The organism is Streptococcus infantis (genome assembly GCF_047464715.1).
GTDB lineage: Bacteria > Bacillota > Bacilli > Lactobacillales > Streptococcaceae > Streptococcus > Streptococcus infantis_S.
In genome coordinates this window covers 1-16,622 of the sequence record NZ_JASHBJ010000002.1, presented here as the reverse complement: position 1 = coordinate 16,622, position 16,622 = coordinate 1, and the positions used below count along the sequence as shown (strand labels likewise).

Here is a 16,622-nt window from a genome sequence, read left to right as displayed (position 1 = left end):
GAGTTCTTATGGCAAAAACCATCTATATCGCAGGACTGGGTTTGATTGGTGCTTCGATGGCACTGGGAATCAAGCGGGACCATCCTGATTATGAGATTTTAGGATACAATCGTAGTCAAGCGTCTAGAGATATTGCCTTGGAGAGAGGAATGATTGACCGAGCGACGGATGACTTTGCCAGTTTCGCTCCCCTTGCAGATATCATCATTCTTACCTTGCCAATCAAGCAAACCATTGCTTTTTTACAAGAATTGGCAACTTTGGAACTAAAAGAAGGTGTCATTATTTCTGATGCTGGATCGACCAAGTCAGCTATCGTATCTACAGCTGAGAAGTGTTTTGCTGATAAGTCTGTTCGCTTTGTTGGCGCTCATCCTATGGCAGGTAGTCATAAGACAGGAGCGGCCTCTGCCGATGTCAACCTCTTTGAAAATGCCTATTATATTTTCACGCCATCTAGTCTGACAACTCCGGATACGCTCGAAGAAATGAAAGACTTGCTGTCAGGTCTTCATGCTCGTTTCATTGAAATCGATGCTGAAGAGCATGACCGAGTGACTTCTCAGATTAGCCATTTTCCGCATATCTTAGCATCAGGCTTGATGGAACAAACTGCCACTTATGCTGAAGAGCACGAAATGGCGCGACGGTTTGCGGCAGGTGGTTTTCGTGATATGACTCGGATTGCTGAAAGCGAGCCAGGCATGTGGGCTTCTATCCTCTTATCCAATCGAGAGACCATTATTGAACGCATCGAGGACTTCAAGGGCCGTTTGGGCGAGATTGAACAAGCTATCAGTGCAGGTGATGAAAACCAAATCTGGAACTTTTTCAATCAAGCGCGTGAGCAACGTCAAGCTATGGAAATCCACAAACGTGGAGGCGTAGATAGCTCTTATGACCTTTATGTAGATGTTCCCGATGAGGAAGATGTGATTTTGCGCATCTTGGAATTGCTAAGAGGAACTTCTTTGGTCAATATCCATATCAATGAGGAAAACCGTGAGGATGTTCACGGGATTCTACAAATTTCATTTAAGAATGCTCAGGATTTAAAACGTGCTGAGCAAGTCATTACAGAAAATACTGACTACACAGTCGTAATTAAATAAGGAGGACAATTATGTCAAATGTTTATGATAGTGCAAATGCACTTAGTCGTGGACTACGCGAATTGCCTGAATACAAGGCGGTTAAGGAAGCTAGAGATGCCATCCAAGCAGATGCAGAAGCAAGCAAAATTTTTGCGGATTATATTGCTTTTCAGCATGAAATCCAAATTATGGCACAAACTGGTCAAATTCCAGACGCTTCTTTCCAAGAAAAAATGGAAAGCTTTGGTAAACAGATTCAAGGCAACTCTCTCTTGTCAGAATTCTTTGCCAAACAGCAACAACTTTCTATCTACCTTTCTGATATTGAAAAAATTGTCTTTGAACCAATTTCAGAACTTTTAAAATAAGAATTTACCTCATAAAGTCAGGAATTTTTAAGAAATTTCTGACTTTTTATGATAAAATAAGAAAAAGTATTGTCAGTATGAGGTCTAGTATGAAGTTAAAAACAAACGTTAAGCATTTGAATGGTAGCATTCGAGTACCAGGGGATAAGTCCATCAGTCATCGCTCTATCATTTTTGGGAGCTTAGCTGATGGAGAGACCAAGGTTTATGATATCTTACGTGGTGAGGATGTCTTGTCAACTATGCAAGTTTTTCGCGACCTCGGCGTTGAGATTGAGGACAAGGATGGTGTCGTTACCATTCAAGGTGTCGGTATGGATGGTTTGAAAGTTCCTCAAAATGCTCTAGATATGGGTAATTCTGGGACCTCTATTCGTTTAATTTCAGGCGTCCTTGCAGGTGCAGACTTTGAAGTGGAGATGTTTGGAGATGATAGTCTTTCCAAACGCCCTATGGACCGTGTAACTCTTCCTTTGAAAAAAATGGGAGTTAGCATTTCTGGTCAGACAGAGCGAGACCTGCCACCGTTGCACTTAAAAGGTACAAAAAATTTAACACCTATTCATTATGAATTGCCAATCGCCTCTGCTCAAGTCAAGTCTGCCTTGATTTTTGCAGCCTTGCAGGCTCAAGGACAGTCAGTCATTATCGAGAAGGAGTGCACTCGTAACCACACAGAAGATATGCTGCGTCAATTTGGCGGAGACTTGAGTGTCGATGGTAAGAAAATCACAGTCCAAGGACCACAGAAACTAAGTGGGCAAACTGTTGTCGTATCTGGAGATATTTCTAGTGCAGCCTTTTGGTTAGTCGCAGGTTTGATTGTTCCAAATTCTCGTGTGGTGCTTAAGAATGTCGGTATTAATGAAACACGTACAGGTATCATCGATGTTATTCGTGCTATGGGTGGGAAACTAGAACTTACTGATATTGATCCAATTGCTAAGTCAGCAACCTTAACTGTCGAAACTTCAGACCTCAAAGGAACCGAGATTGGTGGAGCTTTGATTCCGCGCTTAATTGATGAATTGCCGATTATTGCGCTCCTAGCTACCCAAGCTCAAGGGCAAACGGTTATCAAAGATGCAGAAGAACTTAAGGTTAAAGAAACTGACCGCATTCAAGTTGTTGCTGATGCTTTAAATAGCATGGGAGCAGCTATTACTCCTACAGCAGACGGCATGATTATCAAAGGGAAAACTGCTCTCCATGGAGCCAGAGTCAATACCTTTGGGGACCACCGTATCGGCATGATGACAGCCATTGCAGCTCTTTTAGTTGCAGATGGAGAGGTCGAATTGGATCGTGCCGAAGCTATCAATACTAGCTACCCAAGCTTCTTTGATGATTTGGAGACCTTGATTCATGGCTAAGGTTTTACTAGGATTTATGGGGGCAGGAAAATCTACCATTGCTAGAAATTTAGCATCTGACTTCGTCGATATGGACTCTCTGCTTGAAGAACGCCTGGGGATGTCGATTGCTCGTTTCTTTGAAGAAAAAGGGGAAGTAGCCTTTCGTCAGGTAGAAGAAGAAGTCCTAGTTGACCTGCTAAAGACAGATAAAGTTATTTCTACTGGTGGAGGGATTGTTATTTCGCCACGTAATCGAGACTTACTCAAGCAAAATCCAGAGAATATCTATCTAAAAGCAGATTTTGAGACTCTCTATCAGCGTATTTCAGCCGATAAGGACAATCAACGCCCCCTATTTCTAAACAATAGTAAGGAAGATTTGGCAGCGATTTTTAATGAAAGACAAATCTGGTATGAGGAAGTGGCTAGTCAGATTGTTGATGTATCAAGATTAAGCCCAGAGGAAATTATAGAGGAACTGAAATGAAAATTGCCTATCTAGGTCCCAAAGGATCTTTTTCGCACCATGTTGTGCAGACGGCTTTTCCACATGAGGAACTAGAGCCTTTTTCAAATATTACGGACGTTATCAAGGCCTATGAACAAGGTTTGGTAGACTATTCAGTAGTGCCAGTTGAAAATTCTATTGAAGGTAGTGTTCATGAGACCCTAGACTATCTTTTCCATCAGGCTCGCATTCAAGCTGTGGCAGAGATTGTTCAGCCAATCCATCAACAGCTGATGGCAGTACCAGGACAGTTTAAAATAGAGAAAATCTTTTCTCATCCGCAGGCATTAGCCCAAGGGAAGAAATTTATCGATGAACATTTTCCAGACGCTCAATTAGAAGTAACGGCAAGTACAGCCTATGCTGCTCGGTACGTTTCCGAACATCCAGATCAACCATTTGCAGCTATTGCTCCAAAAAGCTCTGCTGAAGAATATGGTTTAGAACTGATTGCTCAAGATATTCAGGAAATGGAAGCCAACTTCACTCGCTTTTGGGTTTTGGGGCTTAACTTACCACAAATCCCTTTGAGTCCAGGTTCTGAAAAGATGAGTCTAGCTTTGACCTTGCCGGATAATCTTCCAGGTGCATTATACAAAGCGCTTTCTACCTTTGCTTGGCGCGGAATTGATCTGACGAAGATTGAGAGTCGTCCCCTAAAAACTGCCTTGGGGGAATACTTTTTTATCATTGATGTCGCTTATACTGATAAAGAACTGGTCCATTTTGCTCAAAAAGAACTAGAAACGATTGGTATCCAGTATAAAATACTTGGAGCTTACCCTATCTATACCATACAGGATAAAGGGAAGGAGAAGGAATGACTAGAGAAAATCCTCTGACACACCATGAAAAATTACGCTATGACTATCTCTTGAAAAATATTCATTATTTGAATGAGAAAGAAAAGAGAGAGTTTGCTTTTTTACAAGCTAAGCTGGATGGTCAACAAGAAGCTCGTTCAGTTGTCGTAGAAGAAGCAGAAAATCAAGACTATCAGGACTATACGGAATCTAATACAGGTCTACCGAGTTATACAAATCGTAGCCGAGCTAGTCGACGTAGTAGTCCACCTCAACCAAAAGCCAAGATTCCTAAGCAGAAGAAACCAAAGAAAAAAAGAGTCTTTCGATTTAAACGCATACTTGCTTGGTTAGGAATGCTGTTGCTTTGTGCTGCAGTAGGAATGATTTTCATGTTCCTGAAAGGTTTCCAATCAGCCAATCCGAATGGCTCAAGTGGGTCAAAAGATGCCAAGGCTGCTCAAGTTGAAGTCTTCAATGGACAGGATACAAGAGATGGTGTCAATATTCTTATTTTAGGAACAGACGGCCGTATTGGACAGAATAGTGCAGAAACACGGACAGATTCCATTATGGTTTTAAATGTAAGTGGTAAGGATAAAAAGCTTAAGCTTGTAAGCTTTATGCGAGACAACCTAGTTTATATTGATGGTTATAGCCAAGTTATTAACGGACAAAAACAGGCTGATCACAAGTTGAACTTGGCCTACGAATTGGGGGAACAAGAAGGAAAACAAGGGGCTGAAATGGTGCGTAAGGTCCTTAAAGATAATTTTGACCTAGATATCAAATACTATGCACTTGTCGATTTCCAAGCCTTTGCGACTGCCATTGACACGCTTTTCCCTGACGGTGTGACCATTGATGCTCAATTTTCAACCCTAAACGGAGTTCCGGTTACAGAAGCTACAGTTGGTGATGACTTGCATGCCACAGAATCTGAATCGCCAACACAAACTATTAAAGTTGGGACGCAACAAATGAATGGTTCAACTCTTCTCAACTATGCACGTTTCCGTGATGACGATGAAGGGGACTATGGACGCACTCGTAGACAGCAACAAGTCATGACAGCTGTTTTACAGCAAATTAAGGATCCTACAAAACTTTTCACAGGTTCAGAAGCCCTTGGAAAAGTATTCGCTATGACATCTACAAATATTCCATATACCTTCCTATTGACCAATGGTTTATCAGTTCTTGAGGGAGGTCAGAACGGTATTGAAAGACTAACAGTACCGGAACTTGGAGACTGGGTAGATGACTATGATGTCTACGGAGGTCAGTCACTTCGTATTGACCAAGAAGCCTATCAGAAAAAATTAGCTCAAATGGGATTTAGATGATAATAAAAACTAAATCAAAGCTTGAAACATCTAATAAAATAGATGTCTCAGGCTTTGATTTTTTACATAACCAGATGGATTTTTTGACCATTTTTTGGTATAATAAAATGATGTAATTCTATAGAAGAGGAAAAGAATGAGATGAGTGATTTAAAGGAAATTCAAGCCCGTAGCTTAGAAATGGCTGAATATTTTGTCGCTTTTTGTAAAGAACATGGCTTGCTCTGTTATTTGTGTGGCGGAGGAGCTATTGGAACTTTACGACATAAAGGTTTCATACCTTGGGATGATGATTTGGACTTCTTTATGCCACGAAAGGACTATGAAAAACTAGCAGAGTTATGGCCTCAATATGCGGATGAGCGTTACTTCCTATCAAAGAGTTCTAAAGACTATGTAGACCGTAACCTCTTTATCACCATTCGCGATAAGGAGACGACTTGTATAAAGCCTTATCAACAAGATTTGGATCTTCCCCACGGCTTGGCTTTGGATGTTCTTCCCTTGGACTACTACCCTAAAAATCCAGTAGAGCGCAAGAAACAAGTCCGCTGGGCTTTGATTTATTCTCTATTTTGTGCACAAACCATTCCAGAAAAGCATGGAGCTCTCATGAAGTGGGGTAGTACCATTTTACTAGGGTTGACTCCTAAATCGCTTCGCTATCGTATCTGGAAAAAGGCTGAGAAAGAAATGACCAAGTATGGATTAGCTGAAAGTGATGGTATCACAGAATTATGTTCAGGTCCAGGCTACATGAAGAAGAAATATCCAATTCAGGCCTTTGAAGATAATATTTTCTTACCTTTTGAAGGAACAGAGATGCCTATTCCAGTTGGTTATGATGCCTATCTCAGTACGGCTTTTGGTGATTATATGACACCACCGCCGGCAGACAAGCAAGTACCTCACCACGATGCTGTAATCGCTGATATGGATAAGAGCTACACAGAATATAAGGGAGAATATGGTGGATAAGAAGAAAATTCTATTTTTTATGTGGTCCTTCTCTCTAGGTGGAGGTGCAGAAAAAATCCTTTCAACGATTGTTTCAAACTTAGATCCGGAAAAGTATGATATTGACATTCTTGAAATGGAACATTTTGATAAAGGATACGAATCTGTTCCTGAAAATGTAAAAATTTTAAAAGCTTTTCAAGATTATCGCCAACCAAGATGGTTAAGAGCGCTTTTATGGAGATTGAGAATTTATTTTCCGAGACTTACAAGACGTTTACTTGTAAAATATCAATATGATGTAGAGGTTTCCTTTACAATCATGAATCCTCCTCTTTTATTTTCTAAACGAAAAGAAGTGAAGAAGATTTCTTGGATTCATGGAAGTATTGAAGAATTCTTAACAGATAGATCAAAGCGTGAATCTCATAGACGACAATTGGATGCTGCTGATACGATTGTGGGGATTTCAAAGAAAACCAGCAATTCTATCAGAGAAGTTTATACGGAATACTCACAGAAATTGACTACAGTCTATAATGGTTATGATTTTGAAAGTATTTTAGAAAAATCAAAAGAGAAAGTAGCAATAGACATAGCTCCTCAAAGTATCTGTACCATTGGACGTATTGAGGAAAATAAAGGTTCTGACCGAGTAGTAGAAGTTATACGACTTTTGCACCAACAAGGTAAGAAATATCACCTCTACTTTATAGGTGCTGGAGAGATGGAAAGTGAATTGAAAAAAAGAGTGCTAGAATACCAACTTGAAGACTACATTCATTTTTTAGGCTATCAAAAGAACCCTTATCAGTATCTCTCTCATATGAAAGTCCTATTATCCATGTCCAAACAGGAAGGTTTTCCTGGGGTCTATGTTGAGGCCTTGAGTCTAGGGGTTCCCTTTGTATCTACCGAGGTTGGCGGAGCAGAAGAATTATCTCAGGAAGGTCGATTTGGTAAAGTCATTGATAGTAATCAAGAGGCAGCTCAAGCGATTGATAACTACATGACAGGTGTATCAAGCTTTGATGTTAATGAGGCTAGCCAATTTATTCAACAGTTTACAATTGCTAAACAAATTGAACAAGTAGAAAAACTAATAGAGGAGTAGCATGGAAACTGCATTAATTAGTGTCATTGTTCCAGTCTATAATGTGGCGCAATACCTTGAAAAATCAATAGCATCCATTCAGCAACAAACCTATAAAAATCTCGAAATTATTCTTGTTAATGATGGGGCGATAGATGAAAGTGGTCGCTTGTGTGAACAAATTGCTGAGCAAGATGAAAGAGTTTTGGTCTATCACAAAGAAAATGAAGGACTATCTCAAGCTCGAAATGATGGATTGAAGCAAGCCCACGGGGACTATGTTATTTTTATAGATTCGGACGATTATATTCATCCTGAAATGATTGCTAGCTTATATCAACAATTAATCAAAGAAGATGCGGATGTTTCCAGCTGTGGGGTTATGAATGTCTATGCCAATAGTGAGAGTCCGCAAACTGAAAATCAGGATGATTATTTTGTATGTGATACCGAAACATTCCTTAGAGAATATTTAATTGGTGAGAAAATACCTGGTACTATTTGTAACAAACTCATCAAAAAGGAAATTGCAGCACAGTTAACTTTTCCAAAAGGCTTGATTTATGAAGATGCCTACTATCATTTTGATCTCATTAAAGTAGCTAAAAAGTATGTAGTTAATACCAAACCATACTATTACTATTTCCACCGAGGAGACAGTATTACTACCAAACCATATGCGGAAAAAGATTTAGCCTACATTGATATTTATCAAAAATTTTATAATGAAGTGGTTAAAAACTATCCAAGCTTAACAGAAGTAGCTTTCTTTAGACTTGCATATGCGCATTTCTTTATTTTAGATAAGATGCTCTTAGATGATAATTTCAAAGAGTTTAAAGACTATCCAAGAATTTATCGTTATTTGAAAAAACATGCCTTTGCTATTTTCAAAAATACCATTTTTAGAAAAGGAAGACGTATTAGTGCTTTAGCATTATTTGTAAATGTAAGATTGTATAGAATATTATTGTTCAAAAATATTGAGCAGTCGAAAAAAATTAATTAGAAAAGGAGGGCTGAGATGGTTGATGGCAAACGAATGTTGCTAACGGTTACGATTCTAAGCTATATCGTAACCATAATAAGTGGAATCACTTATTTGTTTACCAGTAACAACGTAGGACTTCTGACAACTTTGCTTTTGCTCTTAATTAGCAGTCTGCTACTTTGCTGGAATAATATTAAATACTATTTGATTCACTTTATATTCTTTATCACAATTTTTATATTTTTGGTATCCAGACCCACCATTGATTATTTTAGAGATGGAGCGCTAGATACCTATCAACCAATTGCTTATCGATTTGCTTTCCTAGTTGTCATTGTTTCTATCTTAGGATTGACTATAGGTGGCTTTATAGCGAATTATTATCTTGCTCGAAAAAGCAAGACTCCTGTAAAAGTAGAAAAAACAGTAAATATCAATTATATAAAAAAATTACGTTTTGTTTCATTGAGTGTATTTCTACTCACTTATCCATTTTATTTTCTTAGACTATTTGAGCGCTTGCTATACCGTTTGCAAACTTCTTATTACAATTATTATGCAAATTTTGAAAGTCAATTGCCCTACTTTACCTATATCTTATCGACTTTCACGGTTTATGCCATGTGTGTTTACTTAGCAACCAAACCTAAAAAGTCACATGCGACAATGGTTTTAGTTGCCTATATCGCGGCTAACTTGATTCACTTAGTAATTGGTACCAGAAATCCCTTTATTCTAAGTTTGATTTTTGCCTTTGTTTACTACTTTATGCGTGAACAAACGGAGAAAGGTAAATGGATCGGTTTCAAAGAAAAAATGGCTATTTATCTTGGAACACCTGTTCTCATGCTTGCGATGGGAGCATTAAACTATGTTCGTGATAATGCTCAAGTGTCCCATAGTGGAGTTTTTGATTTATTACTCGATTTCATTTATAAACAAGGAACTAGTTTTGGAGTTTTAGCTAGAGGATTCCTGTACAATAGTAGTCTTCCTTATAGAGACTTCCGAAATTTCACTTTTGGTCCGGTTGTTGACTATTTTGCGAGAGGTAGTATCGGAATCATATTTGGTGCCAAACCATTTGAACATACGACAAATAGTATTGAACTAGCGATTGACAGTAATAGTTATGCCCACAATTTATCTTATCTTGTTCTAAATAAAGAATATTTAAGAGGCCATGGTATTGGAAGTAGTTATATCATGGAATTGTATACTGATTATGGTATGTTGGGACTATTTCTACTAAGTATCTTACTTGGTATGCTCTTTATAGCTATGTTGCAAGTGGCATATCGCTCAAGAACAATCTTATTTGCATTATCTTTGCTAATCTTGAATAATTTATTCTTTATGCCTAGAAGTAGCTTCTCAGAAAGTTTCTTTAATCTTTTTACAATGCAATTCTGGGGAATTGTTCTTATTATCATTTTCGTGGCAAAAATGCTTACAAAAGAAAATCATCACTTAATCAAAAAAGGGGAAATACATGTTTGAACATTATTCTGTAGCTGATTTGTTCGCAAATCTTTATAAAAAACGTAAAGTGAATTTGCTAGCTTTACTAGCCTTATTTGCTCTCATAGCTGTACCATTTACTTTAAAAGCTGTTAAAAGTAAAAATACAGTCAAAGATTCTACTAGCTATTCAACTTATATTACCTATAAGATAACTGCTCCAGAAGAATCATCAAAGACAATTTTAAATCATCAAGTTGGTGGCTATAGTGACTTCTATGCAAAACTAATTGATGGTAATCTCAATGGTGCCTTTCTGTTTAATGATGTTGATTCTGATAAGATGAAAGAAATCGCAAAAGATTTAGATACTACAGAAACAGCATTGAAGAATTCTGCAAGTGACTATTGGACAAAAAAATTAACGATCAATCCATTAATTGATGATGCAGGTGTAACTGTTAAAATTTTAACTCCAAGTAAGGAAGTAAATGATTTCCTTGAGAGTAAATTTGACTCTTTGATTGATAAGTTTAAGTCTACTTTTACAGATGTTAAGATTGAGAAACTTGAAACGGTCAACTCTACAGAATTGACTCCGAATGGAGAAGTTGCTCTTGGATTTAACTTGAAAAATCTTATTTTACGCTTAGTGATTATTGGTGTCCTCTGTGTAGTCTTAGTTATTTTAGCAAATATCCTAGTATATCTCTTTAATCCAACTATCAATCGTGCAGGTGATTTTTCTGCTTATCAAGTAGATTTCGTTTCAACTATCACAACTCTTGAAAATCTTTCTGAACTCCTAAGTTATGTGTGCCAAGGCCAACCATTAGCAATTGTAAGTTCAGATAAGCATATCTTGAATAAATTGAAGTCAGAATACAAGTTGAATCTTGAAGGAGTTCAATTTGTTAATTTGCAGAATATCAAAGAACTTTTAGCATTTGAGAATGTACTTTTCGTAGAAGAATATGGTGTCACTCGCTATAAGAAATTTGAAGAAAGTATGCAAGAAGTGAGAAATCTCAATCGTTCAGTTTTAGGTGTTATCGCTTTTGCGCTCTAAAATCGTTTTACATAAAAATAAAAAGAGGACTGAAAGGTCTTCTTTTTATTCACCATTGAGGGAATAAATAGAATTCTTAGCTGAATAGGCTTTTTAACTAACTTTATGATATAATAAATCGACGAGGTAAATTGAATGAAAAGTATTAAATTAAATGCCCTAGCTTATATGGGTATTCGTGTTTTAAATATCATTTTCCCAATTTTGACGGGTACTTATGTAGCGCGTGTTTTAGATCGTACAGATTATGGTTATTTTAACTCTGTCGATACTATTCTGTCTTTTTTCTTGCCTTTTGCGACCTATGGAGTCTATAATTACGGGCTTCGTGCTATTAGTAATGTAAAAGATAATAAAAAAGAATTAAATAAAGTTTTTTCAAGCCTTTTTTATTTGTGTGTAGCTTGTACGATTTTGACAAGTGTTGTCTATCTGTTCTCCTATCCCTTATTCTTTAATAGTAATCCTGTCATCAAAAAGATCTTTTTGGTAATGGGTGTTCAACTAATTGCTCAAATCTTCTCCATCGAATGGGTCAATGAGGCACTTGAAAATTATAGCTTTTTATTTTATAAAACAGCTTTCATACGTGTTCTCATGTTGGTATCCATCTTCATGTTTGTAAAAAATGAGCATGACATTGTTGTGTATACACTGATTATGAGTCTTTCAACTCTTATCAATTATCTCATTAGTTATTTTTGGATTAAGAGAGATATTCAGTTTGTTAAGGTTTCGTTAGAAGAGTTTAAACCACTTTTCCTACCTTTGACAGCCATGTTGATTTTTGCCAATGCCAATATGTTATTTACCTTCCTTGATCGTCTATTCTTGGTAAAGACGGGTGTTGATGTGAACGTCAGTTACTATACGATGGCACAACGGATTGTAACGGTTATTGCAGGTGTTGTTACGGGTGCGATTGGAGTCAGTGTTCCTCGCTTGAGCTACTATCTAGGTATTGGAAAAAAAGAAGAGTATGTAAATTTGGTAAATCGCGGAAGTCGCATTTTCAACTTCTTCATCATTCCACTTAGTTTTGGTTTGATGATTTTAGGACCTCAAGCAATACTTTTATATGGGAGTGAAAAATATATTGGTGGTGGTATCTTAACATCCCTCTTTGCTTTTCGCACCATTATTCTTGCCCTAGATACGATTTTAGGATCTCAAATTCTCTTTACAAATGGATTTGAAAAAAGAATCACAGTTTATACCTTATTTGCTGGTGGACTGAACCTAGTGCTTGATAGTCTTCTCTACTTTAATAATATTATTACACCAGAGTATTATCTAATTACTACCATGTTATCGGAAAGTTTTCTCCTAATACTTTATGCTATCTTTATTCATAAGAAAAAACTAATTAGTTTAAGACATATCTTCAAATATACTGTACGTTATTCACTTTTCGCATTGACATTTGTTCCTATCTATTTCTTGGTCAATGCTATTTATCCAGTCAAGATGGTTATCAACCTACCTTTTTTGATTAATATGCTGATTATCATGGTCTTATCAGCTCTTAGTTATATTGGTTTACTTGTTTGGACAAAAGATAGTATCTTTTATGAGTTTTTAGGACATTTTGTCTCGCTTAAAAGACGTATAAAAAAATCTTAGGAGGATTAGATGAGAAAATTAAGCATTGAAGAAGCTAAGCAGATCGAGCTTGACATTTTAGCCTATATTGACTCTTTTTGTAAGAAACATGATATTGCCTATTTTATCAATTATGGCACCTTGATTGGAGCTATCCGTCACAAAGGTTTTATTCCTTGGGATGATGATATAGACCTCTCTATGACACGAGATAACTACGAACGCTTTATCCAGTTATTTAATCAAGAGCAGTCTAAGTATAAGATTTTAGCTTTGGAAACTGATGAGCGATACTATAATAATTTTATTAAAGTTGTGGATTCTACAACAAAGATAGTGGATACACGAAATACAAAAACCTATGATTCCGGGATTTTTATTGATATTTTTCCAATGGATTCTTTCAATGATGCTAAAGTTATCGATGTTTGTTATAAATTGGAAAGCTTTAAATTATTGTCCTTTAGTAAGCATAAGAATATTGTTTATGGAGATAGTAAGTTAAAAGACTTGATTCGTTCCTTCTTCTGGTTTCTCCTTCGTCCGATTTCTCCCCGTTATTTCGCGAGTCAAATTGAACAGCAAATTCAAAAGTATAGGGTGAAAGATGGTAAATATATCGCTTTTATTCCTTCCAAGTTTAAGGAAAAAGAAGTCTTTGCCAAAGAAGTATTTGAAGATTTAATTGAAGTCCCTTTTGAACATCTGATGCTTTCAGCACCGAAACAATACGATTCTATTTTGAAGCAGTATTATGGTGATTATATGACTCTGCCACCAAAAGAAAAACAGGTTTATATCCACGAATTTGAAGCCTATAAATTGGAGGATTAAATGCAGTACTTAGAAAAAAATGAGATTAAAGAAATTCAACTAGGTATTTTGGACTATGTTGATGAAATTTGTAAGAAAAATGATATTTCTTATTTCCTCAGCTATGGAACCATGCTGGGAGCTGTTCGCCATAAGGGAATGATTCCCTGGGATGATGATATCGATATCTCACTGTATAGAAAAGACTATGAGCGTCTATTAAAAGCGATTGAGGAGGATAATCATCCTGTTTATCGTGTTCTTTCTTACAATACTTCTTCATGGTATTTCCATAATTTTGCAGCTATTTTAGATACATCAACTGTAATTGAAGATAACGTAAAATATAAGCGCCATGACACTAGTTTGTTCATTGATGTCTTTCCAATCGATCAATTTTCAGATTTAAGTATTGTTGATAAGAGTTATAAATATGTTGCTTTGCGTCAGCTTGCCTATATCAAGAAAGAACGTGCGGTTCACGGAGATAGCAAATTAAAAGATTTCCTTCGCTTGTGTACTTGGTATCCTCTTAGACTTGTTAATCCGAGATACTTCTATAAGAAAATAGATCAATTAGTAAAAAATAGTGTGATAGAAAATCCTGCTTATGAAGGGGCCGTTGGAGTTGGAAAAGAAAAAATGAAAGAAGTCTTTCCGGCAGGAACCTTTGAGGAACTGATTTTGACAGAGTTTGAAGGAAGAATGTTGCCGATTCCGAAAAACTATGATGCCTTTTTAACACAGATGTATGGTGATTATATGACACCGCCCTCAACAGAAATGCAAGAGTGGTATAGCCATAGTATAAAGGCTTATAGAAAATAATCGTCAAAACTTTTAAAAATAGAAAAATAAACAGAATACTCAATTAAATAAAGGGAAGTATAATTTATATGAAAAATTTAAAGATAAAAAATCTAATATTATACAGTTGTCTTCTATATACCTTAGTGATACTATCTTTATCGAAACCTGTTTTTGCTGATACTATTTCTACTGGTGGGGGTAATAGGATTCATTTTATAAATCTGAAATCAAAGTCGGGAAGTGATGCTATTCTCTTAGAAAGCAATGGACATTTTGGTTTAATTGATATGGGTGAAGACTATGATTTTCCAGATGGAAGTAATCCACTTTATCCAGATCGTTGGGGAATTAGTAGGGCAAATGAAGATACAATAGAGGACAGACTTTTCCGTCATTTAAAACAGGTTGGTGTTAAAAAATTAGATTTTGTTTTAGGAACTCATGTTCATAGTGATCATATTGGCACTGCAGATGAAGTTATAAAACGCTACCCTGTTGACAGATTTTATCTCAAAAAATATTCAGACGAACGTATTACAACACAGTGGAGATTGTGGGATAACCTCTATAATTATGATAACGCGGTTAGAACAGCTCTAGAACGTGGCGTAACTCTTGTCCAAGATATTTCTGATCAGGATAGTCGTTTTAAATTGGGTGATATGGATATCCAACTCTACAATTATAAAAATGAGTACGGTCCTGATGGAAAATTAAAAAGAGTCTTTGATGATAATTCTAATTCAATTGTTGCTGTGGTGAAAGTAGCTGGTAAGAAAATCTATCTAGGTGGAGATCTAGATAATGCTGAAGGAGCTGAAGATAGATTAGGTCCTGTAATCGGTAAAGTAGATATGATGAAATGGAATCATCATTATGATGCCACAATTTCAAACACAGTTAACTTTATTGAAAATTTGTCACCTAGTATAGTTGTCCAAACAAGTGGATCAGACATCAATCGTCAATCAACGACTAATTTGCTCCGAGAAAAAAATATACAAATAATCAAAGCTTATAGTGAAACCAAAGATTCGACGGTTTTTGATATCAGCGATAGTGGTTTTTCAAATGTATCAGAATCTTTCCCTGATATTCCTACGGTATCAGAAAAGTGGTATAAGGAAGATGGCTACTGGAAATATCGTCTATCTGATGATGAAATGGCAATTGGGTGGAAAAAAATAGATGGCGTCTACTATTTCTTTAATGGGCAAGGGCAAATGCAGGCTGATAGATGGCTTCATCTGAAAGACTCTAAAGAAAAAATAGATGGAAACTGGTACTATCTAAACAAAGATGGAAGTATGCAGAGGACCGGTTGGTTTATGCATGATGGCTCTTGGTACTATATCACGTGGTCGGGTGCAAGACGCTACAATGAACTAGCTGAAATTGGTGGTCAAAAATATCTCTTTGATAAAGATGGTAAAATGCTGACTGGCTTACAAGTCTTTAATGGCAAGAAGATGCTCTTTGCAAGTAGTGGCGCTCTTCAAACAGAAGGTGGCGCGTCTAGTTGGCAAAAGCAAGGTTCAAGCTGGTATTATTATGATGAAGATGGTATTCGAACAGTTGGTAAAAAGAATATCAACGGCACTACCTATTACTTTAATCAAAATGGTATCATGCAAACTGGTTGGGGCTTAATTGAGGGTCATTGGAACTATTTTGCTAGTTCCGGAGCTATGAAAACTGGCTGGGTCAAGGATAAAGATACTTGGTACTACTTAGATAAAGAAGGTGTCATGCTAACAGGCCTTCAAGAGATTAATGGTTCTCGCTATTATCTCAATGCAAGTGGCGCTATGCAGACAGGTTGGAAATGGCTCAATAACCATTATTACTACTTCGTAAGCAGTGGTGCGATGAAAACAGGTTGGCTCAAGGATAAGGACATCTGGTATTATCTAGATAAAGAAGGTGTCATGTTAACAGGCCTTCAAGAGATTAATGGTTCTCGCTATTATCTCAATGCAAGTGGCGCTATGCAAACTGGTTGGAAATGGCTCAATAACCATTATTACTACTTCGCAAGCAGTGGTGCTATGAAGACAGGTTGGCTCAAAGACAAGGAACTCTGGTACTATCTAGACAAAGAAGGAGTCATGTTAACAGGGCTTCAAGAGATTGATGGTTCCCGTTATTACCTGAACGCAAGCGGTGCTATGCAAACTGGTTGGAAATGGCTTGATAACCATTATTATTACTTCGCAAGCAACGGCGCTATGAAGACAGGTTGGCTCAAAGACAAGGAACTCTGGTACTATCTAGACAAAGAAGGAGTCATGTTAACAGGGTTTCAAGAGATTGATGGTTCCCGTTATTACCTGAACGCAAGCGGTGCTATGC

Annotated in this window: 15 protein-coding genes; all 15 read left to right on the top strand. The window is 36.9% G+C overall.

Annotated features, from left to right (window positions below):
• Positions 1-8 precede the first annotated feature (8 nt).
• Positions 9-1,112: a prephenate dehydrogenase gene (locus QM419_RS04820; protein ID WP_414278074.1), complete on the top strand. Its 1,104-nt coding sequence runs from the start codon at positions 9-11 to the stop codon at positions 1,110-1,112.
• Between the two features lie 11 nt (positions 1,113-1,123).
• Positions 1,124-1,462 (top strand): YlbF/YmcA family competence regulator, encoded by a 339-nt coding sequence (locus QM419_RS04815; RefSeq protein ID WP_414278073.1) that lies wholly within the window; start codon positions 1,124-1,126, stop codon positions 1,460-1,462.
• 89 nt (positions 1,463-1,551) lie between these two features.
• On the top strand, positions 1,552-2,835 hold the full coding sequence (gene aroA / locus QM419_RS04810) for a 3-phosphoshikimate 1-carboxyvinyltransferase (RefSeq protein ID WP_414278072.1): 1,284 nt from the start codon (positions 1,552-1,554) through the stop codon (positions 2,833-2,835).
• Positions 2,828-3,304 carry a shikimate kinase gene (locus tag QM419_RS04805; protein ID WP_414278071.1) on the top strand — a complete coding sequence of 159 codons (477 nt, stop codon included), beginning with the start codon at positions 2,828-2,830 and terminating at the stop codon, positions 3,302-3,304. The genes aroA and QM419_RS04805 overlap by 8 nt, the downstream gene beginning before the upstream one ends.
• The gene (pheA, locus tag QM419_RS04800; RefSeq protein WP_263393892.1) at positions 3,301-4,149 is read left to right on the top strand and encodes a prephenate dehydratase; all 849 of its coding nucleotides are present in this window, start codon (positions 3,301-3,303) and stop codon (positions 4,147-4,149) included. The genes QM419_RS04805 and pheA overlap by 4 nt, the downstream gene beginning before the upstream one ends.
• Positions 4,146-5,474, top strand: coding sequence for an LCP family protein (locus tag QM419_RS04795; RefSeq protein WP_414278070.1), 1,329 nt, complete (start codon positions 4,146-4,148; stop codon positions 5,472-5,474). The genes pheA and QM419_RS04795 overlap by 4 nt, the downstream gene beginning before the upstream one ends.
• Positions 5,475-5,615: 141 nt before the next feature.
• Positions 5,616-6,452: a LicD family protein gene (locus QM419_RS04790; RefSeq protein ID WP_414278069.1), complete on the top strand. Its 837-nt coding sequence runs from the start codon at positions 5,616-5,618 to the stop codon at positions 6,450-6,452.
• On the top strand, positions 6,442-7,545 hold the full coding sequence (locus QM419_RS04785; protein WP_414278068.1) for a glycosyltransferase: 1,104 nt from the start codon (positions 6,442-6,444) through the stop codon (positions 7,543-7,545). Before QM419_RS04790 ends, QM419_RS04785 begins: the two co-directional genes overlap by 11 nt.
• Position 7,546: 1 nt before the next feature.
• Positions 7,547-8,533, top strand: coding sequence for a glycosyltransferase family 2 protein (locus QM419_RS04780; RefSeq protein WP_414278067.1), 987 nt, complete (start codon positions 7,547-7,549; stop codon positions 8,531-8,533).
• A gap of 15 nt (positions 8,534-8,548) precedes the next feature.
• Positions 8,549-10,015, top strand: coding sequence for an O-antigen polysaccharide polymerase Wzy family protein (locus QM419_RS04775; RefSeq protein WP_414278066.1), 1,467 nt, complete (start codon positions 8,549-8,551; stop codon positions 10,013-10,015).
• A complete protein-coding gene (locus tag QM419_RS04770; RefSeq protein WP_414278065.1) occupies positions 10,008-11,045 on the top strand; it encodes a prephenate dehydratase in 1,038 nt (345 codons plus the stop codon). Before QM419_RS04775 ends, QM419_RS04770 begins: the two co-directional genes overlap by 8 nt.
• A 135-nt stretch (positions 11,046-11,180) precedes the next feature.
• Positions 11,181-12,668, top strand: coding sequence for an oligosaccharide flippase family protein (locus tag QM419_RS04765; RefSeq protein WP_414278064.1), 1,488 nt, complete (start codon positions 11,181-11,183; stop codon positions 12,666-12,668).
• Between the two features lie 9 nt (positions 12,669-12,677).
• Positions 12,678-13,481, top strand: coding sequence for a LicD family protein (locus tag QM419_RS04760; RefSeq protein WP_414278063.1), 804 nt, complete (start codon positions 12,678-12,680; stop codon positions 13,479-13,481).
• Positions 13,482-14,288 carry a LicD family protein gene (locus tag QM419_RS04755; RefSeq protein WP_414278062.1) on the top strand — a complete coding sequence of 269 codons (807 nt, stop codon included), beginning with the start codon at positions 13,482-13,484 and terminating at the stop codon, positions 14,286-14,288. It abuts the gene before it with no gap.
• Positions 14,289-14,356: 68 nt separating this feature from the next.
• A partial coding sequence (locus QM419_RS04750; protein ID WP_414278061.1) for an MBL fold metallo-hydrolase occupies positions 14,357-16,622 on the top strand: 2,266 nt, incomplete at its 3' end.

What these genes read in the sequence shown, in the direction of transcription:
- QM419_RS04820 (WP_414278074.1), top strand. Translation starts at nt 9, where the DNA reads ATGGCAAAAACCATCTATATCGCAGGACTGGGTTTGATTGGTGCTTCG.
- QM419_RS04815 (WP_414278073.1), top strand. Translation starts at nt 1,124, where the DNA reads ATGTCAAATGTTTATGATAGTGCAAATGCACTTAGTCGTGGACTACGC.
- aroA (WP_414278072.1), top strand. Translation starts at nt 1,552, where the DNA reads ATGAAGTTAAAAACAAACGTTAAGCATTTGAATGGTAGCATTCGAGTA.
- QM419_RS04805 (WP_414278071.1), top strand. Translation starts at nt 2,828, where the DNA reads ATGGCTAAGGTTTTACTAGGATTTATGGGGGCAGGAAAATCTACCATT.
- pheA (WP_263393892.1), top strand. Translation starts at nt 3,301, where the DNA reads ATGAAAATTGCCTATCTAGGTCCCAAAGGATCTTTTTCGCACCATGTT.
- QM419_RS04795 (WP_414278070.1), top strand. Translation starts at nt 4,146, where the DNA reads ATGACTAGAGAAAATCCTCTGACACACCATGAAAAATTACGCTATGAC.
- QM419_RS04790 (WP_414278069.1), top strand. Translation starts at nt 5,616, where the DNA reads ATGAGTGATTTAAAGGAAATTCAAGCCCGTAGCTTAGAAATGGCTGAA.
- QM419_RS04785 (WP_414278068.1), top strand. Translation starts at nt 6,442, where the DNA reads ATGGTGGATAAGAAGAAAATTCTATTTTTTATGTGGTCCTTCTCTCTA.
- QM419_RS04780 (WP_414278067.1), top strand. Translation starts at nt 7,547, where the DNA reads ATGGAAACTGCATTAATTAGTGTCATTGTTCCAGTCTATAATGTGGCG.
- QM419_RS04775 (WP_414278066.1), top strand. Translation starts at nt 8,549, where the DNA reads ATGGTTGATGGCAAACGAATGTTGCTAACGGTTACGATTCTAAGCTAT.
- QM419_RS04770 (WP_414278065.1), top strand. Translation starts at nt 10,008, where the DNA reads ATGTTTGAACATTATTCTGTAGCTGATTTGTTCGCAAATCTTTATAAA.
- QM419_RS04765 (WP_414278064.1), top strand. Translation starts at nt 11,181, where the DNA reads ATGAAAAGTATTAAATTAAATGCCCTAGCTTATATGGGTATTCGTGTT.
- QM419_RS04760 (WP_414278063.1), top strand. Translation starts at nt 12,678, where the DNA reads ATGAGAAAATTAAGCATTGAAGAAGCTAAGCAGATCGAGCTTGACATT.
- QM419_RS04755 (WP_414278062.1), top strand. Translation starts at nt 13,482, where the DNA reads ATGCAGTACTTAGAAAAAAATGAGATTAAAGAAATTCAACTAGGTATT.